The sequence below is a fragment of the Nocardia vinacea genome (assembly GCF_035920345.1).
Taxonomy (GTDB): Bacteria; Actinomycetota; Actinomycetes; order Mycobacteriales; family Mycobacteriaceae; genus Nocardia; species Nocardia vinacea_A.
In genome coordinates, this window is record NZ_CP109149.1 from 6660061 (window position 1) to 6682894 (window position 22834).

The 22834-nt window shown below is 65.9% G+C and carries 24 protein-coding genes; 11 read left to right on the forward strand and 13 right to left on the reverse strand.

The window, feature by feature from the left end; genetic code table 11:
* The first annotated feature begins 45 nt into the window (after nt 1-45).
* On the forward strand, nt 46-675 hold the full coding sequence (locus tag OIE68_RS30385; RefSeq protein ID WP_327094442.1) for a TetR/AcrR family transcriptional regulator: 630 nt from the start codon (nt 46-48) through the stop codon (nt 673-675).
* A gap of 165 nt (nt 676-840) precedes the next feature.
* Here OIE68_RS30385 and OIE68_RS30390 read toward each other — a convergent pair whose 3' ends face one another.
* Nucleotides 841-1752, reverse strand: coding sequence for an aminotransferase class IV (locus OIE68_RS30390; protein ID WP_327094443.1), 912 nt, complete (start codon nt 1750-1752; stop codon nt 841-843).
* A 66-nt stretch (nt 1753-1818) separates the two neighbouring features.
* On the reverse strand, nt 1819-2238 hold the full coding sequence (locus tag OIE68_RS30395) for an SgcJ/EcaC family oxidoreductase (protein ID WP_327094444.1): 420 nt from the start codon (nt 2236-2238) through the stop codon (nt 1819-1821).
* Nucleotides 2239-2332: 94 nt separating this feature from the next.
* Between OIE68_RS30395 and OIE68_RS30400 the strand changes: the two genes are divergently transcribed.
* Nucleotides 2333-2896, forward strand: a complete 564-nt coding sequence (locus OIE68_RS30400) for a helix-turn-helix domain-containing protein (protein ID WP_327094445.1) — start codon at nt 2333-2335, stop codon at nt 2894-2896.
* A gap of 134 nt (nt 2897-3030) precedes the next feature.
* Here the strand turns inward: OIE68_RS30400 and OIE68_RS30405 are convergent, their stop codons facing one another.
* On the reverse strand, nt 3031-4002 hold the full coding sequence (locus OIE68_RS30405; RefSeq protein WP_327094446.1) for an alpha/beta hydrolase: 972 nt from the start codon (nt 4000-4002) through the stop codon (nt 3031-3033).
* A gap of 69 nt (nt 4003-4071) precedes the next feature.
* On the opposite strand from OIE68_RS30405, the gene OIE68_RS30410 reads away from it, so the two are divergent.
* The gene (locus tag OIE68_RS30410; RefSeq protein ID WP_327094447.1) at nt 4072-4815 is read left to right on the forward strand and encodes an AraC family transcriptional regulator; all 744 of its coding nucleotides are present in this window, start codon (nt 4072-4074) and stop codon (nt 4813-4815) included.
* A 57-nt stretch (nt 4816-4872) separates the two neighbouring features.
* Here OIE68_RS30410 and OIE68_RS30415 read toward each other — a convergent pair whose 3' ends face one another.
* On the reverse strand, nt 4873-5907 hold the full coding sequence (locus OIE68_RS30415; RefSeq protein ID WP_327094448.1) for an aspartate-semialdehyde dehydrogenase: 1035 nt from the start codon (nt 5905-5907) through the stop codon (nt 4873-4875).
* A 2-nt stretch (nt 5908-5909) separates the two neighbouring features.
* The gene (locus OIE68_RS30420) at nt 5910-7175 is read right to left on the reverse strand and encodes an aspartate kinase (RefSeq protein ID WP_327094449.1); all 1266 of its coding nucleotides are present in this window, start codon (nt 7173-7175) and stop codon (nt 5910-5912) included.
* A gap of 150 nt (nt 7176-7325) precedes the next feature.
* Here OIE68_RS30420 and OIE68_RS30425 point away from each other — a divergent pair, with 150 nt between their 5' ends.
* Nucleotides 7326-7487, forward strand: a complete 162-nt coding sequence (locus OIE68_RS30425) for a hypothetical protein (protein WP_327094450.1) — start codon at nt 7326-7328, stop codon at nt 7485-7487.
* Nucleotides 7488-7509: 22 nt separating this feature from the next.
* The gene (locus tag OIE68_RS30430) at nt 7510-7917 is read left to right on the forward strand and encodes a secondary thiamine-phosphate synthase enzyme YjbQ (RefSeq protein WP_327094451.1); all 408 of its coding nucleotides are present in this window, start codon (nt 7510-7512) and stop codon (nt 7915-7917) included.
* Between the two features lie 91 nt (nt 7918-8008).
* Here the strand turns inward: OIE68_RS30430 and OIE68_RS30435 are convergent, their stop codons facing one another.
* Together OIE68_RS30435 and OIE68_RS30440 are read right to left on the reverse strand one after the other, a co-directional pair.
* Nucleotides 8009-8584, reverse strand: coding sequence for a dihydrofolate reductase family protein (locus OIE68_RS30435; RefSeq protein WP_327094452.1), 576 nt, complete (start codon nt 8582-8584; stop codon nt 8009-8011).
* A gap of 29 nt (nt 8585-8613) precedes the next feature.
* Nucleotides 8614-9189, reverse strand: a complete 576-nt coding sequence (locus OIE68_RS30440; protein WP_327094453.1) for a dihydrofolate reductase family protein — start codon at nt 9187-9189, stop codon at nt 8614-8616.
* A gap of 58 nt (nt 9190-9247) precedes the next feature.
* On the opposite strand from OIE68_RS30440, the gene OIE68_RS30445 reads away from it, so the two are divergent.
* From OIE68_RS30445 to OIE68_RS30460, 4 genes are all read left to right on the forward strand, one after another.
* Entirely contained in the window at nt 9248-9838 is a 591-nt protein-coding gene (locus OIE68_RS30445; RefSeq protein ID WP_327094454.1) for a TetR/AcrR family transcriptional regulator, read from the forward strand.
* 60 nt (nt 9839-9898) lie between these two features.
* On the forward strand, nt 9899-10087 hold the full coding sequence (locus tag OIE68_RS30450; RefSeq protein WP_040686020.1) for a DUF1918 domain-containing protein: 189 nt from the start codon (nt 9899-9901) through the stop codon (nt 10085-10087).
* Nucleotides 10088-10391: 304 nt separating this feature from the next.
* The gene (locus OIE68_RS30455; protein ID WP_327094455.1) at nt 10392-10850 is read left to right on the forward strand and encodes an SRPBCC family protein; all 459 of its coding nucleotides are present in this window, start codon (nt 10392-10394) and stop codon (nt 10848-10850) included.
* A gap of 38 nt (nt 10851-10888) precedes the next feature.
* Nucleotides 10889-12100 (forward strand): low temperature requirement protein A, encoded by a 1212-nt coding sequence (locus OIE68_RS30460; RefSeq protein WP_327094456.1) that lies wholly within the window; start codon nt 10889-10891, stop codon nt 12098-12100.
* Here OIE68_RS30460 and OIE68_RS30465 read toward each other — a convergent pair.
* From OIE68_RS30465 to OIE68_RS30485, 5 genes are all read right to left on the reverse strand, one after another.
* Entirely contained in the window at nt 12078-12926 is an 849-nt protein-coding gene (locus OIE68_RS30465) for an ion transporter (RefSeq protein WP_327094457.1), read from the reverse strand. The genes OIE68_RS30460 and OIE68_RS30465 overlap by 23 nt on opposite strands.
* Nucleotides 12927-12983: 57 nt before the next feature.
* Nucleotides 12984-14630 (reverse strand): GMC oxidoreductase, encoded by a 1647-nt coding sequence (locus OIE68_RS30470; protein ID WP_419150581.1) that lies wholly within the window; start codon nt 14628-14630, stop codon nt 12984-12986.
* Between the two features lie 143 nt (nt 14631-14773).
* Nucleotides 14774-16351, reverse strand: a complete 1578-nt coding sequence (locus tag OIE68_RS30475; RefSeq protein WP_327094459.1) for an alpha/beta hydrolase — start codon at nt 16349-16351, stop codon at nt 14774-14776.
* Between the two features lie 128 nt (nt 16352-16479).
* A complete protein-coding gene (locus OIE68_RS30480) occupies nt 16480-16662 on the reverse strand; it encodes a DUF1272 domain-containing protein (RefSeq protein WP_327094460.1) in 183 nt (60 codons plus the stop codon).
* A gap of 74 nt (nt 16663-16736) precedes the next feature.
* The gene (locus OIE68_RS30485; RefSeq protein ID WP_327094461.1) at nt 16737-17504 is read right to left on the reverse strand and encodes a sulfite exporter TauE/SafE family protein; all 768 of its coding nucleotides are present in this window, start codon (nt 17502-17504) and stop codon (nt 16737-16739) included.
* A 230-nt stretch (nt 17505-17734) separates the two neighbouring features.
* Here OIE68_RS30485 and leuA point away from each other — a divergent pair, with 230 nt between their 5' ends.
* Both leuA and OIE68_RS30495 read left to right on the forward strand, forming a co-directional pair.
* Entirely contained in the window at nt 17735-19528 is a 1794-nt protein-coding gene (leuA, locus tag OIE68_RS30490) for a 2-isopropylmalate synthase (protein ID WP_327094462.1), read from the forward strand.
* Between the two features lie 442 nt (nt 19529-19970).
* The gene (locus OIE68_RS30495) at nt 19971-21620 is read left to right on the forward strand and encodes a MinD/ParA family protein (protein WP_327094463.1); all 1650 of its coding nucleotides are present in this window, start codon (nt 19971-19973) and stop codon (nt 21618-21620) included.
* 243 nt (nt 21621-21863) lie between these two features.
* Here OIE68_RS30495 and OIE68_RS30500 read toward each other — a convergent pair whose 3' ends face one another.
* On the reverse strand, nt 21864-22760 hold the full coding sequence (locus OIE68_RS30500; RefSeq protein WP_327101869.1) for a LysR family transcriptional regulator: 897 nt from the start codon (nt 22758-22760) through the stop codon (nt 21864-21866).
* Nucleotides 22761-22834 lie beyond the last annotated feature (74 nt).

The window sequence follows — 22834 nt, forward strand, 5'->3', positions numbered from 1 at the left end:
TCGAATCAAGCTAGATTCAGGAAACAAATGTGTCAAGATTGGCGGATGGCATCCACGGCGCGCACCTATGGCGGAATATCGGCTGATCAGCGGCGCGCGACCCGTCGTGACCAGCTACTGGAGGCCGCCTTCGAGGTGATGGCGACCGAGGGCGCGGGCGGACTGACAATCCGGACGGTCGCCAAAGCCGCCGGGCTGTCCACCCGGTTCGTGTACGAGAGTTTCACCGATCTCGACGATCTGATCGGGGCCGCATTCGAGCTGGCTTTTCGCCAGTTTTCGAGCGCCGTCGGTGAGGCGGCCGCGGGCGCGGCACCGGATAATCGGGCACGGGTCACCGCAGTGGTGGAGACCATGGTCGACTTCTTCTTGGTCGCGCCCGCCAAGGGAAAGATTCTGTCCACCAAGGCATATGGGCATCCGGCCGTGGCCGAGCGGCGGCTTGCGCGTTCAGAGGATGTGTCGCGCGCGTTCCGCGGAATCCTGGCACAGTTGGTTCCCGACCGCGCTCCGGACGATCCCGCCATCGATCTCACCGCACGCTTTCTGGTCGGCGCGTTCGGCGACACCGTTACCGCCTGGATCCAGCAGGCGCTGCCCTACCCCCGCGACAAATTCGTGCACGACAACGTGGAACTGTTCCTCGGCACCATCGCCGCCCTGAAGCGCTTGTGATGCCTACGCCGACTAGGAACTCCGCTCTGCCACAAACCCACCGGGATCACACACCGAGTTGTCCTGCGCGGAGTTAATCCCACTTGGCGCAATGGATTGAGCACGTGTGACTACCTCGCACACGGTAGACGTTGCGCGAGGTAGTGACGGCTTGTGCGGGAGCGGTCAGAGGGGGGTGAGCCAGTTGTGGTGGGTGTCAGTGCGGAGGGCGGCGGTGTGGCGTTTGCGGAGGGTTTGGGTGAGGGGGCCGGGGCGGCCGTCGGCGATGAGGCGGCCGTCGACTTCGGCGACCGGGGAGGTGCCGGATGAGGTGCCGGTGACGAAGACTTCGTCGGCTATGTAGAGCTCGGTGAGGTCGATGGTGCGTTCGACGATCGGAATGCCGTCTTCGGCGGCGAGGGTGAGGATGGTGCGGCGGTTGATGCCGTCGAGGATGTCGCAGGACACATCCGGGGTGATCAGGGTGCCGTTGCGGACGAGGAAGATATTGGCGGCGCTGAGTTCGCAGACGTGGCCGTTGCCGTCGAGGAAGATGCAGTCGTCGTAGCCGCTGTCGATGGCATCCTGTTTAGCGAGTACCGAATTGACGTACGCGCCATTGACTTTCGCGCGCGAGGGAATCGCGTTGTCCGGAATACGCCGCCACGGACTAGATTTCAGCCGCATACCGTCCTGGGGCACGATCGGCACGGCGTCGTAGACGAAAATGCTGACCTGGATGGCGCAGCCGCGGACCCGGGTGCCCGGAATCGATTCGACGACATGCACGGTCGCGCGGACGAATACGTCCTCGGTCGGCGCATTGGCCGCGATCAGGTCGATGATCGCCGTGCGGAATCGGGCGAAGTCCCATTCGGCGGCGAACCGGTCGATACCGATGATCTTGCAGGATTCCTCGAGTCGCCGGAAATGGTCGTCGAGCCGAAATGCGGTGCGTGCCGATCCATCCACAAGCACCGGGAACACTGTGTACACGCTGAGCCCGTACATCACCGCCGACGATGCGACACCGACCGACGCCTGTTTCGCGTCAATGATCCGGTCCCCGAAGTACACCTGTGGATAAGGATTCGCCATCGGCGCAGGCTAGCAGTCGACACCCGGGCGGAGCGACGGAATTTCGGCCCGCCCGGGCCTTCTGGGTCAGTTCTCCACAAGCCGGGCGAAGCGCGCCGTATCCATGTAGTCGCGGAACAGCGTGACCTTGCCGTCGCGAACCCGAACGACATTGACGGAGGTGCGAACTCGCGCCCGCTCGGCGCCGGGCACCGTCATATCCACCTCGTTCTCCACGAAAACCAGCTCGGGATCGACTGTTTCGTACACCTGTGGATAGATCCCGTGCACCTCGATTCGCGAAATTCCGGACCACCGCTGCGCGAGATGCGCGCGTATCTCCGCACGCCCGACCAGCCGGGTCGGCATCCCGGGAATGACGAAGGGGATCTCGAATACCGCATCCGGGGCGAGCAGCTCGACGAATGCGTCGGCATCGCGCGCGGGCAGCTCCCGGAACATCCGTTCGACCAGCTCACGAGGGCTTTCCACCGAAGTCTCCACCATGAAAACACCTGCTTCAATTAAGCGGAACGTTGACCCCGCTTATCATTCGGAACGATCGCCCCGCTTGTCAATGCCTCCAGTAAACTCAGCCCTCATGACCGATCGCGAGGAACCGCGCCCGCTGCGCGCCGACGCGCGCCGCAATCGCGACCGCGTACTCGCCGCCGCCCAGGAGGCCTTCGCCACCGAGGGCATTTCGGTCCCGCTCGACGAAATCGCCCGCCGCGCCGGCGTCGGCGCGGGCACCGTCTACCGCCACTTCCCCACCAAGGAGGCCCTTTTCGAAGCCGCGATCGTAGACCGCCTCGAGCGCATGATCACCTACGCCCGCGAACTCGCCACCGCCCCCGCCCCGGGCAAAGCCTTCTTCGACTTCCTCGACCGCATGGTCGCCGAGGGCACCGTCAAACGCGACCTAGCCGAAGCCGTAGGCGCCGACGCCCCCGAAAGCCGCAAACCCGCCCACGATCTAAGGGGCGCGATCGCCCAATTACTCACCCGTGCACAACAATCCGGGGACGTACGACGCGATATCGATATCGACGACCTCATGCGCGTCGTGAAGGGCACCTTCTTGGCCGCCAACACCACCGACACCACCCCCGACCAACGCCGCCGCACCTTCGCAATCGTCTTCGACGGACTACGGCCCCACTGACCGAACCGGGCCACCCGACGCAGCCTCTCCATCCGTTCCCCGAGCCCGGGCCGGCCCGCATCGGTCACGTGTTCGTTGGGCTCTCGCCGCTTCCGAGTCGCCACCAAGGTCGAAGCGGGCGGGCAGGGCGCGGCTTATCGGCTCGCGCTGTCCCGGTCGACGGTGACTGCGGACAGATCGTGGCGTGGCGCGCGGCAAGCGTCGATGATGATCTTGCGAGCCGCACGGCCTTCAGGGCTGGGCATGAGCGCGTAGTTGTGCGGCAGCCCCAGGCCCTCGTGGTAGTCGACCGGTACCCCCGCGGCTTCGGCGCGGCGGGTGAGGGTTCGGGCGTCGGGCAGGATCATTTCGTGGGTGCCGGAGAAGATGGTCATGGGCGGCAGTCCTTCGATAGCGCCGAACAGGGGGCTGACGCGGGGGTCGCGGAGGTCGAGGCCGTCGGCGTAGAGCCGTGCGATTTCGGCCATTCCGGGCCGCTGATGCAACGGATCGACCTGTTCGAGCTCGGGCAGTGCCGGATCGGAAAGGGTGGCGTCGAGCCATGCGGAGATCAGCACTACCCGAGACAGTTGCGGCCCACCCTGATCGCGCAGGACATGTGCTGCCGCCAGTGCCAGCAGTCCGCCGGCCGAATTGCCCATCACCACGGTCTTGCCGGAGCCGCGCTGCTCGATCGTGCGGGCGAGTATCGCAGCGGTGGTGGCGACCATGTCCGCGGCGCTGCTATGTGGGATTAGCGGATAGATCGGAACCACGACCTCCGCCGGAATGGCAGCGCCGAGTTCGCGGACGAAACTCCAATGCGGGCGCACGATCTCGGCGAAAAAGCCGCCGCCGTGCAGGAAAACCACGCTGACGTCGGTGGATCCGGCGGTCGGCGTTACTCGGAACACGGGCCAACCGTCGAGATCATCCCGGGTGACGGTGGCCGCCTTGCGCAGGAACGCCGGCGGCCGCACCGCTTTGACGCGACGGTCGCGCTTTTCCAGCGCCGCATGAATCCCTTCCGCGCTGCCGAGCATCTGCTTCTGGCCGCGCGCTGCCAACAGCGCGGTGATGGCTCTGGTCTGCCAGCTCGGCTTCGCGGTAACTCCCTCGATTGTCATATCTTTTCGTCTCCCGTCGTCGCGGCTCGTACCGGCTGATTCCGCCGGACACCGATTAGCCTGACGAACATGACCGGGACCGCGCTTTCACAAACCTGCGGTGCGCCGGTGCTGTGGATGCGGCCCCGACATGCCGGATATCTCGGCCCGGAGCTGGGCGTGGGGATGCATGCCACGTCGATCGGGTATCTCGGCCTGAGCTTGGACGGACCATTCGCGGTGGAGACGGCGGCGGATCAGCCGATCATTACCCGCAGTGTGTTCATACCGGCCCGGGTACCAGCCCGGATTGTCTCGGAGGGCTGGATCGCATTGCTGTTCGCCGAACCGGGCAGCGCGATGATCGCTGGGGTCACCACCGGATCGGGTAGCAATGTCGAGTCCGCGGCTGTCGATCCGAGCGCCGAAGCCGTCCTCATCACTGCCGCCCGAATCGGTGTCGCCGAGCTGGAGCGCCTGATATCGGTTCGGCAACCGGCCATCGACCCCCGAATCGATGCCATCGTCCGCGACATTCGTGACGACCCGACCGCACACATCCGCGCCGAGCACGCGGCCGATGCCGCCGGGATGTCGGAAACCCACTTCCTACGAACCTTCGCCGCACACACCGGCACCACATTCCGCCGCTACCGCCAATGGGCCCGGCTGCGAATGGTTTTCGCGAGCCTGGCCGCCGGGCACGACCTCACCCGCTGCGCCGCCGATGCCGGATTCGCCTCCCCGTCACACCTGAGCGAAACCTTCCGGCGCACATTCGGGCTGTCGCTGACCGCACTGCTCAGTGCGTCGGTGACATTCGATATCCGATGACCGAAAAGCAAACGGGCCGTTCAGATCTCACGATCGGAACGGCCCGTTCGGTCAGTGTCAGCGCTGGGCCAACAGGACTTCGGCGATTTGGATGGTGTTGAGGGCGGCGCCTTTTCGGAGGTTATCGCCCGAGATGAACAGGGCGAGGCCGCGGCCTTGAGGGACGCCCGGATCCTGGCGGATGCGGCCGACGAGGGAGTCGTCCTTGCCCGCGGCGGCCAAGGGGGTCGGCACGTCGGTGAGCTGGACGCCGGGGGCCTTGGCGAGGATTTCCTTGGCGCGCTCGACCGAAATCGGTTCGGCGAATTCGGCATTCACCGACAGCGAGTGGCCGGTGAAGACCGGGACGCGCACACAGGTGCCGCTGACCAGCAGGTCGGGCAGACCGAGGATCTTGCGGCTCTCGTTGCGCAGCTTCTGGTCTTCGTCGGTTTCGAAGGAGCCGTCGTCGACCAGTGCACCGGCGAGCGGGATCACGTCGAAGGCGATCGGCGCGACATACTTGTTCGGAGCCGGGAACTGCACCGAACTGCCGTCGTGCACCAGCTTTTCGGCATCGTCGACCACGGCGCGCACCTGGGAGACCAGTTCCTCGACACCGGCCAGGCCGCTGCCGGAGACCGCCTGGTAGCTCGAAACGATCAGGCGCTGCAGGCCTGCCACATCGTGTAGCGGCTTGAGCACCGGCATTGCGGCCATCGTTGTGCAGTTCGGGTTGGCGATGATGCCCTTGACCAGATTGCGCGTCTGCTCCGGATTCACCTCGCTGACGACCAGCGGGACCTCGGGATCCTTACGCCAAGCCGACGAGTTGTCGATCACGGTGACACCGGCCGCCGCGAAACGCGGGGCCTGCACGCGCGACATGGTGGCGCCCGCGGAGAACAGCGCGATATCCAGGCCGGCGGGATCGGCGGTCTCGGTGTCCTCGACCACGATCTCGCCACCGCGCCACGGCAGGGTCTTACCCGCCGAGCGTGCCGAGGCGAAGAATCGCACCTCGTCGGCCGGGAAGTTGCGCTCCTCCAGCAGTTTTCGCATGACGGCGCCGACCTGCCCGGTCGCGCCGACGACTCCTACCCGTACACCCATGCTTATCGTCCTGTTCCCGCGTGGACGACGGCGACCTCGTCGCCGCCCAGATCGAAGGCCTTGTGCAGCACCTGCACGGCCTCGTCCAGTTCGGTGTCCTTGACCAGCACCGAGATCCGGATCTCGGAGGTGGAGATGAGGTCGATATTCACGCCCGCATTCGCCAGCGCCTCACAGAAGGTGGCGGTGACGCCCGGATGGCTCTTCATGCCCGCGCCGACGAGGGAGACCTTGCCGATGTGGTCGTCGTAGAGCACCTGCGAGAAACCGATCTCGTCCTGACGCTTGGTCAGCATCTCCACCGCACGCGCGCCCTCGGTCTTGGGCAGGGTGAAGGTGATATCGGTCTTGCCCGTCTCGACCTTGGAAATGTTCTGCAGGACCATATCGATATTGATCTCCGCGTCGGCGATCGCGCGGAATACCTTGGCGGCGTAGCCAGGTTCGTCCGGTAGGCCGACCACGGTCACCTTGGCCTCGCTGCGGTCGTGCGCGACGCCCGTGAGGATTGCTTGCTCCAAGGGGATGTCCTCCATCGATCCATAGACGTAGGTGCCGGGCTTGTCGGTGTAGGACGAGCGCACATGCACCGGAACGTTGTAGCGGCGCGCGTATTCCACGCAGCGCAGCATGAGTACTTTCGCGCCGCAGGCCGCGAGCTCGAGCATCTCCTCATAGGAGACCTGCTCGAGCTGCTGCGCGTCGGGCACGATCCGCGGGTCGGCGGTGAAGACGCCGTCCACATCGGTGTAGATCTCGCAGACGTCGGCATCCAGCGCCGCGGCCAGTGCGACCGCGGTGGTGTCGGAGCCGCCGCGGCCGAGCGTGGTGACGTCGCGACTGTCCTGGCTGACGCCCTGGAAACCGGCGACCAGCACGACCAGACCTTCGTCCAGCGCGGCGCGCACCCGGCCCGGGGTGACGTCGATGATCTTGGCGTTACCGTGCGATCCGGTGGTGATCACACCGGCCTGCGAGCCGGTGAACGAGCGAGCCTCGGCGCCGAGCGAATGAATGGCCATGGCGACCAGCGCATTGGAGATGCGCTCACCCGAGGTGAGCAGCATGTCCATTTCCCGAGCCGGCGGCGCAGGCGCCACCTGCTGTGCCAGATCGAGTAGCTCGTCGGTGGTATCGCCCATGGCCGAGCAGACGACCACCACGTCGTGGCCCTGCTTCTTCGTCTCGACGATCCGTTCAGCGACGCGCCGGATACGCTCGGCGGTCGCTACCGAGGATCCTCCGTACTTCTGAACAACGAGAGCCACGACAGGGTCCTCCAAGATCGACAATCAGCTGCTAACAGCACCCCAGCGTACCGGCCGAGGTCCAGCGTATTTGTTCCTACCTCCTCAGCCCGCGAGTACCGAAGGGGCCGTTCGCGAATCGAACTCGGCCGAAACGGATTCCATGAGCCGGTGGTATTCGGTGTTCTGAAAGGCGGCGAACAGCCCTTCACCGTCGTGCCGAACGGCCACTGTCGTCTGCCGGTCGAGCAGTTGGTGCTGGATGTGTTCAACCGGCTGCACGAGACATCGGTGCGGGTGACGGCGCTGCTGCGGGCGGACGACACCGACTGAGCGCGAGGAGGACGATGTAGCCATGAAGAGCACGGTGATCGAGGTGACCACGGGACGATCCGAGGTCGTGTACGACATCACCCCGCAGTGCGCGTCGTTCGCACGCGAGGCGGGTGCGGACGGGCTGCTGCATATCTTCGTGCCACATGCCACGGCCGGGATCGCGATTATGGAACTCGGGGCGCGCAGCGATGACGACCTGCTCGCCACACTGCTCGACCTGCTGCCCGCCGATGATCGGTGGCGGCATGCCCACGGCTCGCGCGGGCACGGCCGCTCGCACGTGATGCCCGCATTGATCCCGCCCTACGCCACCGTCCCCGTCATCGGCGGCGCGCTGACCTTGGGTACCTGGCAGTCGATCGCGCTGGTCGATCTCAATGTCGACAATCCGGATCGGCAAGTTCGCCTGTCGTTTCTCGGCGGCTAGTCACTCGGCACGAGGCGCGACCGGATCGGCGAAGGCGAGCGGTGCGGGATGCCCGGCGCCGTGGCGGCGCACTGCCGCCACGGCCGTGGCCTCAGGCCCTGGTCAACCAGGTGACCTGCGTACCGTTGCCGAATTCGGTGCGCTCGGTTGGTGCGAACAAGGTCGGATTGAATTCACCTGCGAAGGCCGGGGTTCCGGTCCCGGCCACCACCGGATAACTCTTGATGACGAGCTCATCGATCTCGCCGAGCAGTTGTGCGGCGAGCTTGCCGCCACCGGCCAGCCAGATATCCATGCCGTCCTCCTGCTTCAGCCGACGCACCAGGCCGACCGGATCACTCGCGACCACCTCGACCTGCGGATCATCGATGGGGCCGAGGGAACTCGAAACGACGTACTGCCGCATATGCGCATACGGGCTGGTCACGCCGATGGCCAGGCCCGGATCGTAGGTTCCGCGGCCCATGACCAGGGTGTCGAACTTCTGATTCGGCACATCGACCGCCAGGCCGATGTGCGGGCGGACATGGGTCGGGAGCGTCTCCGGATACTGCGCCTTCAGCCAGTCCCACACGTCGTCACCGACCGGATAGAAGCTGATGTCGTCACCGGGCCCCGCGATGTAGCCGTCGAGGGACATGCCGACAAAGTAGACGAGTTTTCGCATATGACTACCTCTTTCGTGGTGCTGGATCGTCAGGCCCGGGAGAACCAGGTGACCTGGGCGCCGTTGCCGAACTCGCGGCGCTCGGTCGGTGTGAACAGGGTCGGGTTGAACGCACCCGAGAAGGCGGATATGCCGCCGCCCGCGACGACCGGATAGCTCTTGACGATCATCTCGTCGAGTTCGTCGAGCAGCGCCCCGGCCAACTTGCCGCCGCCGCACAGCCAGATATCGCCGCCCGGTTCAGCCTTCAACCGTCGCACCAGCCCGACCGGATCGCCCGCGACCACCTCGACCTTCGGATCATCGCTCGGGCCGAGAGTGCTCGAAATGACGTACTGCCGCATCTGCGCGTACGGACTGGTGACGCCCTCCGACAGCCCGGGCTCGTAGCTCGCGCGGCCCATCAGCACGGTGTCGAACCGCTGATTCGGTTCGTCCACCGCCATCCCGACATGGTGACGCAGGTGGCTCGGCACGAAGTCCGGGTACCGCTCATTGATCCAGGTCATCATCTCGGCGTCGAGCGGATAGAAGTCGAACTCCCCCGCCGGACCAGCGATATAGCCGTCGAGCGATACGGCCACGTAGTAGACGAGTTTTCGCATATCAATACCGCCTGATCCGTTGTACTCTAACTGAAGTGGTTTGAAGGTAGTACTACAGATGGAGTGGTGTCAAGTGCGGACGAATCCGGAGCGGCGGCAAGCGCTGCTCGATGCGGCGATCGAGGTGTTGGCGAAGGAGGGGGCGCGCGGGCTCACCTTTCGTGCGGTGGACAAGGAGGCCGGGGTGCCCGCGGGTACGGCGTCGAACTACTTCGCCAATCGTGACGACCTGTTGACCCAGGTGGGCGGGCGGTTCTACGAACGGTTGACGCCGAGCGCGGCGACCATGGCCGACCTCGCGACCGGCCCGAAGACGCGGGCGCATATCACCGAGTTGATGCGGGAGACGGTCGGCCGCCTCGAGGCGTTCCGCACCGGCTACCTGGCCATGCTCGAGCTGCGTCTGGAGGCGACTCGGCGACCGGAGCTGCGCGCGGTCATGACCGAGGCTGTGCGCGCGGATCTCGATTTCAATGTGCGCAACCATCTCGAAGCCGAACTGCCCGGCGACGAAAAATCGGTGATTCTGCTGTATCTGGCGCTGAATTGGCTGATCGTGGACCGGCTCACGCTGCCCGGAATCTTCACCGAGGCGCAGAGCCAGGAGCTGATCGAGGCCGCGGTCGATCGACTCGTCGGTAACGCGTGAAACGCCGCGCGGTACGGGGGACCCTTGTGACACGCGTCACTGTCATTCGATAATGGGGCGATGATGGCGAATGTCGGAGACCGGCTCCTCGTACACGGCCACGTTGTGGGACAGAGTGATCGCCACGGCGAAATCGTCGAAGTCCGCGGACCCCAGGGCGCACCGCCGTATGTGGTGCGATTCGATGACGGGCACGAATCGCTCGTCTACCCGGGCCCGGACGCGATCATCGAACCAACGCCGCACTGAGCCGCCGCGTCCCAAGGGTCCGCTCGCCGCGGGCCCGTTACCTCCTGCCCAGCCGAAGATGCGAATACCTTGCGCACGATCGACTTACCGCCCGGCAGCTCCTACGGGCAAGTCCACTGGACCGGCGATATCGCGATTCGTTCGAAAATACTGAACCGTAACTTGTTCGCGCCGTACATAATCGACCGTGATCCCCCCGAGATATGCGGCCGATGTGGCTTCGGGCACTGCCCGCTCAGTTGACTTGCGATTGTGTCGCTGGGCACAATTTGCCGATGTAGTTGGGCGGGGGCGGAGGTATGGAATGCGTACAAAGACCGATATCCGTTTCGTCGTCGACGCCGATCCCGAGCAGGTAATGGATGCACTAGCAGCCGTCGAGATGCTGCCGCAGTGGTCGACGTCCTACACCGACGCTCGGGTAGCTAGCCGCGATGACGCACTGCGCCCCCGCCGGGTATTCGTCAAAACGGAGCTGATGGGCAGCTCGGATCTCCAGGTACTCGAGTACGAATGGACCGATATCCGGTCGTCCTGGGAGGTCACCGACAGTACGCGCGGGGTCAAGGGCGGTGGCTGGTTCGAGGTCACCGAGGGCGAGGACGGCACCGATGTCTGGTACCACCAGGACATCTACGTTCCGCTCCCGATCCCGGGCATGCTGGTACGCCGGACCATGCGGCGCCTGAATGAGGCCATGGCGCAGAACTTCATCGAGTTCGCTGAGGGCTTCACCGAGAACGAGAACTATCAGGCCGTATAGGAACGCACCTGTCGCATTCGGATGCGACGATGTGAACCATGATCGGTTCCAAACGGGCACGCCTGCTGCCAACGGCCGAAGATGCGTCGGTAACTCAGCTCGAGTTGTTCTTCGACCTGGTGCTCGTCTTCGCGTTCACCATGGTCACCGGCCTGGTCGCACACGACACCAGCGCCAAGAACATGCTGCGAGCCGGCCTGGTACTCGCTGTCATGTGGTGGCTGTGGATCGCCTACTCCTGGCTCGGCAATGTGGTGCGCGCGGACGAGGGCATCGCCCGGGTCGCCATGTTCCTCGCGATGGGCGGCGGATTCCTGGCCGCGCTCACCATTCCCGAGGCATTCGAAGATGAGCACGGCGGATGGTACGGGCCGCTGGTCTTCGCGATCGCGTATCTGATCGTGCGCCTGGTGCACCTGGGCATGTTCCTGCTGGCCAGCGCCGAGGATTCGCAACTGCGCCATCAGGTTTTGCGGTGGAGTCTCGGGTCGATCACCATCGGCACGACCCTGCTCGTCATCGCCGCGATGACCTCTGGGACGGCACAGATCGTGCTGTGGATAGCCGCGATCGCCGGGGATATGGGCTGGACCCTGCTGGCGGGCGAGGACTGGCGATTGAATTCGGCCCGCCATTTCTCCGAACGCTACGGGCTGATCGTCATTGTGGCGCTGGGCGAATCGATCGTCTCGATCGGCATCGGCGTTGCCGGACTGCCGATTTCGTGGCCGATCGCGGTCGGATCGATGCTGGGGCTCGCGGTTTCGGGTCTGCTGTGGTGGGCGTACTTCGATGTGGCGGCGCTGGCGGTGGAGCACGAGTTGCAGCGGGCCGAGGGCGAGCGGCAGATCAAGATCGCCCGAAACTCCTACACCTTCTGGCATTTCCCGATGATCGCCGGGATCATCTTGCTTTCGCTCGGGCTGAAGAAGGTGCTCTACTACGTCGCCGACGAATCGGCGCACAGCTTGACGGACGCGCTGTACGGCATCCCGCTGTTCGCGCTGTACGGCGGTGTCGTGCTGTATCTGATCGCGTTGGTCGGATTCAAGCAATACGCGACCGGCAGTGTCACAATGCCGCGACTGGTGGCCGCTGTGCTGCTGCTGGCGCTGATTCCGGCAGCCTGTGCGCTGCCCGCACTGGCCTCACTCGCGCTGCTGTGCGGTGTACTGGCGCTGCTGATCGTCTGGGAGACAATGCGTTACGCGGCGCCGCGCGACGAGATCAGGCACGCGGCACACGGCTGAGGTGGTAGCGCACGGTCTGTTCGTGCGGCGTCGGGCCGTAATTGGACGGCTCGACCCGCACCCCGTCGTGCACGGCGTCTCGGATCTGATCCACGTTCTCGCGGATCATGTCCGAGACCAATTCGTCCGTGCGCGGATCGGCGAGCACCTGGAAGACGATGCGAAATGTGGTGTCGGCGACGAGCCGGATGATCTCGTCGTGGAACGGGATGTAGCGGACCCGTCCGGCCTGCGGATCGTTCTTGATGAGCTCGAGGATCATCTCGTCCATTTCGGCGCGGTTCTCCTCCAGCGCCGCCGCGATATTGCGGGTGTAGTGTCCCGCGCGCAGCACATGTGCGACCTCGTCCAGGATGGCGATGGTCATGGGGCGCTTGATGACTTCGACGATGGTCGTGACGAACCGGTTCACCACCGCGGCGGTCACCCGATCGCCGAGAGCCCGATCGGCGACCCGGCCGAGGCGGACCGCGATCACCACGATCCGCAGTAACCGGAACCCGCGGAAAAACGGGCTGGTCACCGGGATCATGCCGAGCACTTCGTACCAATAGATGAACGGGAACGTCCACGGCCAGCCCGCGCGGCGCCAGCGCCAGAGGAATTCGGCGGCGAATATCGCACAGACCGAGTAGTCGAGGACCACGATCACGCGGTAGGTGTGCGCGGAGACGTCGAAGAAGCTCACCCAGGTAACCAGCACGACCGAGACGATCGCCAGCGCCAGCATCACCAGGTCCGACCACAGCGCGGGCGGCTTGCGTGGAAATTCCAGCTTCGGCCCGTCGTCGAGGCCGGGCGTGGTCGGCCTGGTTGGAGTTGCCACGTGAGGATCCCTTCGACGCCGAACGGTCCCGCCGACAGTAATACGCGCCGCGCCGGGCTACTTCCCAGCGCGGATGATGGCCTCGATATTGCGCTCGGCCAGCGCGGTGATCGTGAGCGACGGGTTCACCGTGCCGGTGCTACCCGGGACGGCCGCACCGTCCATCACGTATAGGCCCGGATGACCGTGCACGCGACCGTTGCCGTCGGTGGCCCGCCCGAGCACGGCACCGCCCAGCGGATGCGCGGTGAACAGCGCGTTCGCGTCGTAGCCGAGTGCGCTGTATTCGACAAGGGCATTGGAGCGTTCGGCGATCCGGTGATCGACCGCGCGGGCGGCCGCCACGATATCGTCACGGTTCTTGGCCGACCAGGACAGCCCGACCGCATTGCGGGCGCGGTCGTAGCCGAAGCGCGCGCGGGCCGGATCGAGCACTATGCCCAATGAGGCGAGCGCGCCGGTCTCGAACGGAATGCCGGGGATGTACCAATTTTCGAGCGTGAGCGGCACCGCGGATTCGTCGAGGATCCGGCTCGCACTCGGCACGCCCTGACCGAAACCGGCCAACTGGCTGGCGCCGCGAGCCAGCACCACATCACCGTTGGTGCCCCAGCCATCGCCGATGTGCTCGTTGAGGTTCGGTAGTGCGCCGGTGGCCTGGGCCCGCACCAGTAGCTCCGAGGTGCCGACCGAACCCGCGCCGAGGAACAGGCGGTCGCAGGTGATGGTGCGGGTGCCGATCACCTCGCCGTTCGGCGAAAGTTTTGTCACGGTCACCGAATAGCGGCCGCCGGATTCCTGCGCGATGGCGTCGACGCGGTGCCCCGGATAGATGGCGGACTTGCCGGTGTCCTGGGCATACCGCAGGTAGTTCTGGTTGAGGTCGAACTTCGCGCCGTTGGAGTTGCCGAGATTACTGCGGGCCACCGTCGCCGAAGGCCTTGTGGTGCCGGCGATTTCGCCGCGCAGCACATCCCAGTTGAAGATCGAGTCATTGGCGACCGGCTGATAGCCCGCCCTGCGCACCTGCTCGTCCCAGGCCCGGGAATGCGTGAACGGCGAAGCGGCGTACAGGTCCGCCGGAATAGGGCTGAGCCGCAACATCTCCCGCACACGCGGGTAGTAGACGCTCTCCATTTCGCCGTAATCGACGGTGCCGCCGAAGACGTGGTCGAAGAAGCGGCGCTCGGGCGCGACCATCGCACCGGAGAAGATGACCGAGCCGCCACCGACCGCCGCCGCCCGCCACACGTCGATGCCCGGGTACTGGGTGCAATCGAGCACCCCGCCGAAGCTGGCGAAATGCATCGGAACCTTGGTGACGCCGGTGAAGTTGGTGCGATGCCAGAAGCCGCGGCCGTCGGGCAGATCATCACCGGTGAAGATCTCGCGCCACGGATCGTTCGGCCAGCGCGAACCGCGCTCCAGCACGGTATTGGCGATGCCGGCCTCGGCCAGGCGCAGTGCGGTGACCGAAGCACCGAAGCCGGAGCCGATGACGATCGCGGGCGAATGCTCGGGCGGATCGGGAAGTGGCGCAAAGATTTCCGGGACCCACATGCGGAAAAGGTTGTCCCACATCGGATCTACGGCACCGGATGGGCCCGCACCCATTGCAGCACCCGCGACACCAAACATCGCGGCCGTACCTGCTGCCTTGAAAAAGGCACGTCTATGCACCCGGCCACCTCCCTCATCATGCATGGCCGAGCGCAGACTACCGGGATTCCGGTGTGCTGAACAGTGCTTGGCGATGATCTTGGTCGACCGAGGGGATGCACGGGCGGCGGCAGTGGTCGTCGCCGAGGAAGCCGAGCACCCCGAAACCGGAAGAACGCGCAGCCTGTTCAGTCGGCGAACGGCGCCCTATCCGGCTTGCAGGTCGCACCGGGTGCGGGGAGCTGCAGGTCGACGAGGTAATGCTCCTGCAGCCGGCCCGCGCAGTCACTCACCACCAGGTGGCCATAGCCACCCTCTATGACCACCAGCCTGGCGTTGACCATTTCCTGCTGGGCCCGGCGGGCTGCCGTCAGCGGGGTGACCGGATCGAATCGATTGTTGAACAGCAGGGCCGGCTTATCCGAGCGCAGAATCCACGGGCCGGTGATGCGCTGCGAATAGCCTCTGGCAAATTCGGGCCAAGCCCCACATGCCTGTCGCAGGTACAGCCACATGGCGCCGTAATGCGGTGCGGCGCTGGCGAGTTCGTCCGCCATGGCGGGCCATTGCTCCGGTTCGCGGCCAAATCTGTTGTCCGCGCACGTGATTGCGGTAAAAGCGTCCAGGAAGTCCTCGGTGAACCCGCCCGCATCCAGAATCTGTTGTACGACATCGGGATTGCCCGCCGGGCCGCGCTCGAGTTCGGTCAGCAGTTCGGCCAGTGCGGGCCAGCCCTCCTTCGCGTCGTAGAGCATGGTGGCGTGTGCGGGCAGCACCTCGGTGAGGGTTACCGCGCGGGTGTGCGCACCCTGGCCGACCACGATGGGCCCCTGGCGCAGCCGATCCAGTACGGCGTCGTTGCGGGTGCGCAGTGCGGCGGCATCGGTTTTGGTCGGGCCCGCGAACGCGCACCGCGGTTGTCCCGCTTCGGCACACAGCCGCAGGAACTCCGTGAGCACCTCCTCGGTGCCCGCCGCGGAGTCGGCGATCTGGGCGCGCGAATCGTTGGTGTAGGCGTCCGGGTCGATCATCGAGCCGAGTTGTAGCGCACGGACCCGGTCGCCGAAGAGCGCGCCGTAGACCTCGCCCAGATAGCTCGCGTAGGACCCGCCCGTGTAAGTCATGGTCGCCTCGCCGGCCGCGCGGCGCAGCAGATCCAGATCACGGGCGGCATCGACGGTGGTCAGGTGCGGCAACAGCTCCGGGCTGTGCGCGGCGCAGCCTGCGGCCAGTTCGCGGGCACTGCGCGCGGCCGCGGCCTCCTGTTCGGCAGTCGTCGGCGGGAGCAGGATGCCGGACCAGAAGCGGTGCTGCTCTTCGGAATTCGCGAAACAGCGCACCTGACCGCTGCGGCCGATGCCGCGCTGATCGAAGGTGATCACATCGAATCGACGGGCCACCTCACCGGTTGACAACTCACCGTGACTCGCCCATTTGAAGCCCGAACCGCCGGGTCCGCCGACCGCGCTGAACAGGGTTCCGATGCGACGGTCCGCATCGGCGGCGGGCTGTTTGATGACGGCCAGCGACAGCGTCGCGCCGTTCGGCTGCGCGTAGTCGATCGGGACCGCGGCCGTCGCGCACTGATACTTGCTCAACTCCGTCTCGGGGCACTGCGCCCAATCGAGTTCCGGGGTCGGCGCCGCATCGGACTGCGCGACCAGTTCGGCGACCTGCGAAACCGCCGCACTGTGCCGAGAGCACGAAACCAATGACGGCACCAATACGGCCGCCAGTGCCAACCCGACGATCTTCCACCCGCGCATACCGATCATCCTGCGTTGCGGACCCGACCGCCGTCGTCCTCCTTTGGGACCAATCCCGCTGCGCCACACCCCTGATCGCGCCGCGCCGTTCGGTAAGGGATCCGCCCGACGCGCTCCCGAGACGCGCACTACACCGGTCGAGTTCGCCGCGGACGGCGCGTCAACTCACCGCCGCAGTTCGGGCAGATGGCGTTCATCGCCGCCGTGCACGGATCGCAGAATGTGCACTCATAGCTGCAAATATGCGCGAGGCCGTCGAGCGCGAGGGCCACCTCGCAGCGCTCGCACACGGCTCGCATCTCGAGCGCCATGCTCCTCCTCCATCTCCGCTGATCCACTACGACTGCCGGTCGCACAGACTATTGCTCCGATGTGTACGGCCGGTCTACGTCATCAGCAGTCGGACGACGGCAATGCTGCCCACCACGACGATCACCGCACGCAATGCGGTGGGCGGCATCCGCCTGCCCATCTTCGCGCCGAGTTGACCGCCGATGATCGAACCGACCGCGATCAGCGCGGCGACCCGCCAGTCGACATCGGCGATCACCGTGAACACCACCGCGGAGACCGCGTTCACCAGCAGACCGAGCACATTCTTGACCCCGTTGAGCCGCTGGATGTCCTCGTGCACGAACACCCCGAGCAACCCGATCAACAACACGCCCTGGGCCGCGCCGAAATAACCGCCGTAGATGCCGCACAGAAATATCGCGACGTACAGGATCAGGCCACCGTGTTCGGGCGCCGGACCGGTATCGGCCGCGCGGCGCTGCTTCACCCAGCGCGCCAACCGTGGCTGGACCACAACCAGGATCAGCGCCGCGATGATCAGCACCGGCACGATCGCTTTGAAGGCCGCGGCGGGCAGAATCAGCAGCAGGATCGCGCCGGTGGTGCCACCGAGCAGGGACGCGCTGCCGAGCCGGACCAACCTGGCCCGCTGGCCCTCGAGTTCGCGCCGATAGCCGTACGCCCCGCTGACGCCACCGGGGACCAGACCGATCGTGTTCGAAACGTTCGCCGTGACCGGCGGAATCCCGAAGGCGAGCAGCACCGGGAAGGTGATCAGGGTGCCCGATCCCACAATGGTGTTGATGCCGCCCGCCGCGATGCCCGCACCGAAGACCGCCAGTTGTTCCAGCCAAGTCATATGAAGTACCTCCAGCCGGTCGGAACGCTAATCGTTAGGTCGGATGACCGGATGATCGGGACCGGGCTTTCGGCCGCCCCTCGCGGCACGGTAAACTCGCCGACATCATGCAGCGGGCACTTCTTCTCGACCGCCGCGACGGGGTCTGATCGGACTGGCCTCCCGTCGCGGGGTTCTGCCGCGCCGGTCGACCCGATAACTGGGATCCACCACACCCTGGAGAAAATCGCATGTCCCCTGCTGACGCCTTCGTATCCGGCTCGCGCACCATCGCCGCTCCGAGCAAGCCAGCCCCTGCCGACCAGCCCGCCTGGAGCCGGCAGAAGAACTCCTCCATGCCAACTTTCCGCTACCGGCCCTTCGCGGAGGAGGTCGAGCCGATCACGCTGCCCGACCGCACCTGGCCGGACAGGATCATCGACCGCGCCCCCGGCTGGTGCGCCGTCGACCTGCGCGACGGCAACCAGGCTCTGATCGACCCGATGAGCCCCGCCCGCAAGCGCCGCATGTTCGACCTGCTGGTGCGGATGGGTTACAAGGAAATCGAGGTCGGCTTCCCGTCGGCCAGCCAGACCGATTTCGACTTCGTCCGCGAGATCATCGAGGACGGGGCGATTCCCGACGACGTCGCCATCCAGGTACTGACCCAGTGTCGCGCCGAACTGATCGAGCGCACCTTCGAGGCATGCGCCGGTGCGGCCAATGTGATCGTCCACTTCTACAACTCGACCTCGGTCCTGCAGCGGCGTGTGGTGTTCCGTGCGGACCAGGCGGCGGTCAAGAAGATCGCGACCGATGCCGCGAAGCTGTGCCTGGAGGTCGAGCAGAAGTATCCGGACACCAACTGGCGCTACGAGTACAGCCCGGAGTCCTACACCGGCACCGAACTGTCCTACGCCAAGGAGGTGTGCGACGCGGTCACCGAGATCATCGCGCCCACCCCGGAGAAGCCGATGATCATCAACCTGCCCGCGACCGTCGAGATGGCGACCCCGAATGTGTACGCCGATTCGATCGAGTGGATGAGCCGCAACCTGGCCCGCCGCGATTCGATCGTGCTGTCGCTGCATCCGCACAACGACCGGGGCACCGCGGTGGCCGCCGCCGAACTGGGCTATCAGGCCGGTGCGGATCGCATCGAGGGCTGCCTGTTCGGTAACGGTGAGCGCACCGGCAATGTCTGCCTGGTGACGCTGGGGATGAATCTGTTCTCCCGCGGCGTGGATCCGCAGATCAACTTCTCCGATATCGACGAGATCCGCCGGACCGTCGAATACTGCAACCAGCTGCCGGTGCACGAGCGCCACCCCTACGGCGGCGACCTGGTCTACACCGCATTCTCGGGTTCGCATCAGGACGCGATCAACAAGGGTCTGGACGCGATGAAGGCCGCGGCCGACGCCGCCGAATCCGATGTCGACGACATCGTCTGGGAGGTGCCGTACCTGCCGATCGACCCGAAGGATGTGGGCCGCACCTACGAGGCCGTCATCCGGGTCAACTCGCAGTCCGGTAAGGGCGGCGTCGCCTACATCATGAAGACCGACCACGGGCTGGTGCTGCCGCGCCGGCTGCAGATCGAATTCTCCCAGGCGGTCCAGAAGATCACCGACGGTGAGGGCGGCGAGGTTTCGCCCAAGGAGATGTGGGATGTCTTCGCGGACGAATACCTGAGCCCGATCCAGCCGCTGGAGCGGATGCGCCAGAAGGTCACCGCATCGGAGACCGACGGCGGCGTGGACTCGATCACCGCGGTGGTCAAGGTCGACGGCGTCGAGCAGGAAGTCACCGGAGCGGGCAATGGACCGCTCGCCGCATTCGTCGACGCGATCGCGACGGTCGGATTCGATGTGCGAGTGCTGGATTACTCCGAGCACGCGATGTCCGCGGGTGACGACGCGCAGGCCGCGGCATATGTGGAGTGCGCGATCGGCGACAAGGTGGTGTGGGGTGTCGGCATCGCCACCTCGATTACGACCGCGTCGCTGCGGGCAGTGGTGTCGGCGGTGAACCGGGCGCACTGAGACGGAGTCGCGCGGCCGAGTCGGTGAGCAGAGTCTGCACGTTGCATCGGAGAGCACTGGGACACTGAGTCCGACTGCGCGATTCGGGTCCGGAGGCTGGCCCTGGATGTGTCCCGACCGATCCGGTCCGATCGATCGGGACACCTCGGCTCAGACCTGAGAGTACGGTGGGAGCCGGGCATCCGTTGGTGACATTTTGTCGCTGACCCGGGCGCCCGGCTCTCGATCTTGCTGTTGGACAGCGTTTTCGAGTTACGGCTGGTCGCCGTGCTTCACGCGGCGCGGCGGCCGTGTATACCACGGCGCGGGGCCGAGTACCCCGTGCTAGCGTTGATTCGCATTCAAGCGCCGAGCTCTCTGCTCGAATTCCCGAGCAGATGGGGGAACTGTGACAACTAACGACCACAACCCGACTTCTCCGCCCTGGCTGCAGAGTCATTCGGTGGACACGGCCGAGGTCACCACCGACTCCTCGGCGCCGGACGAAACGTCCGAATCCGTACCCGTCGACGCGGAGCCCGCAACCGACGAGCATGCGGCCGCCGAGGTAACCGAACAGCCCGATGAGTCCGAACAGTCGGAGCCGGGACAGTTCACCGGATATCCAGGCGGGCCAACGGATCAGAACAGCTACCCGCAGGCCGGGGTTCCGCAGCAGCAGTACGGACCGCCCGAGGGGTTCGCGCCGCCCGGAACGCCGTACAACACTGGTCAATTCGCACAGCCGTATCAGCCGGGTCCCGGCCAGAGCGGTAACCATCCGGTGCAGCCCGAGCCGTCCTATGGCGAATACCGCCAGGAGATCGGGCACGATGGGCTGGTCCGGCGGGTCCCGGTGGAAAGTCAGGCCGAGCCGCCGATCTACAGTTGGGCGCCGCCACCACCGGTGCAGCAGCCGCCGATGTATCAGCAGCCGCCCATGGGGCAACAGCCCCCGATGGGGCAACCGCCCGTTGGACAGCAACCGCTACCGTATGCCGAACAGGGGCCGGGCACCGGTCTGATGCCGTATGGCGAGCAAGGACCAGGCACCGGGATGGTGCCGTATACCGAACAGGGCCCGCCGCCGGGATGGCAAGGCGGCCCGCCGAATACGCAGCAGCCGTTCCAGCCGCAGCATGTGCCGCAGCCGGGTCAGCCGGGGCATTCGGTCAATGACCTGAACCTGCTCAAGCGGGCACGCAAGGCGCCGCGCAGTGGTTGGCGACGCGCGATGCACAAGGCCTCCGGCGGCATGATCAACCCGGGTGAGTCCGCGGCGGATGTCGTCTACCGCGATCTCGTCGACCGGGTGAATCAGCCAGTGCGCGGGGACTATCGGATCGCGATCCTGTCGCTGAAGGGCGGCGTCGGCAAGACCACGACAACCGTCGGGCTCGGATCGACGTTCTCCTCGGCGCGTGGTGACCGGGTCATCGCGATCGACGCCAATCCCGACCTCGGCACGTTGGCGCACCGGGTGCCGCGGCAGACCCGCTCCACCGTGCGCAACCTGCTCGAGGATCACCACATCACCAGGTACTCCGATGTCCGGGCGCATACGTCCCAGGCGCCGAGCCGACTGGAAGTGCTTGCCAGTGAACAGGATCCGGCGGTTTCCGAGGCCTTCAGCGAGGCCGATTACCGCCAGGCCATCGGCATCCTGCAGTCGTTCTACAACATCATCCTGACCGACTGCGGCACCGGTCTGATGCATTCGGCCATGGCCGGTGTCCTCGATATGGCCAGTTCACTGGTGCTGGTGACTTCACCCGCCATCGACGGCGCCCGCAGTGCGTCGGCAACCCTGGACTGGCTGGACCACCACGGCTACGGCAAGTTGGTCGAGCGAACCGTGGTGGTGGTCAACGCATCTCGCCGTGGCGCCTCCACCGTCGACCTGGACCAGCTACGCAAACTGTTCCTCGACCGCACCCGCGCGGTCCAGGTGGTGCCCTTCGACGACCACCTCGCCGAGGGCGCGGAGATCGACCTGGAACTGGTGAGCAAGCCGACCCGGCGTGCCCTCCTGGAACTGGCCGCCATGGTCGCCGACGATTTCGGCTACATCGGCACCCAGCAGTACCGGCCCGGTCCGCCCCGGCACCACTAGCTTTTCGAAACCCTTGCGGCCCCGAGCATGTTGTCGGGGCCGCGCCCAGGTCCGAAACGTACCCCCGGAATTCAGCTGCCGCATAGCGGTTGGCACCCTCGCACAAGTTGTGCAGCTTGTGCGACAGCGCCGCACGGTCTGCGCCAACGGATTCCGACGGTGGCTATGCCCGGGCGGGTTGCGGCGTGAGGCCGGGTGGCCAGTTCATAGAGGCGGGCGACGCGGAAGGCCTACACATGCTGTCTATTCGGCGGCGATTTCGGTGGCGGCAGCGCGGAAGGCCTGCAGGACGGTGGCTATGGCCGGGCGGGTTGCGGCGTGAGGCCGGGTGGCCAGTTCGTAGAGGCGGGCGGCCCGGACGCCGGACAGGCGTAGTACGGCGAGGTTCGGGTGCGCGACGGCCCAGCGGGGCATGAGGGCGACGCCGTAGTTCGCGGCGACGAGGGTTTCGATTACTCGGAAGTCGTTGAGGCGCTGGGCAATACGAGGTTGGACGCCGGTCATGGTTGCGATGGAGCGCAGCACGTCGTCGACCGGGAAGCCGCCGCGGACGCTGAGCCAGGTCTCCTCGGCGAGTTCGGCCGGGGTCACCTCGGTGCGAGTCGCGAGCGGATGGGTCGGTGCGACAACGACATCGGTGGGTTCGCGCATGATGACCGTGGTGCTGACGCGAGGCCCCGCGATACCGGGCGAGCGCTCGTCGCGGTGGGTGAGGACGATGTCGTAGTCGGCGAGCAGCCGCGGCACTTCACTCGGCGGCAGGTCCTCGTCACGGGCGACGACCTCGACACCACTGTCGGCCAGTGCGGGCAGCACCCGCGGCAGCAGCAGCGCCGCGCCTGATGGGAACAGCGCGACCCGTACCCGACCGCGCGCAGACCCGCGATAGTGCGCCATCTCGGCTACCGCACGGTCCATCGCGGCGAGCACCTCGTCAGCGCGCACAACAAGCGCCTGCCCCGCATCGGTCAGCCGAACCCGCCGCCCATCGGGCTCGAGCAACGCCACACCCGCCTCCTTGGCAAGCACCTTGAGCTGCTGCGATACCGCCGAAGGAGTCATCGAAAGCGCCTCGGCCACAGCAGCGATCGTCCCGCGATCCGCGAATTCCCGCAGCACCCGCAGCCGCTCAACCGCCATCGGCGGCCCAACCCGCACGTCCTCAGGCGGCTGCGACATGAACCGCTCCTACAGCCGGTAGCGAGACTGCGACC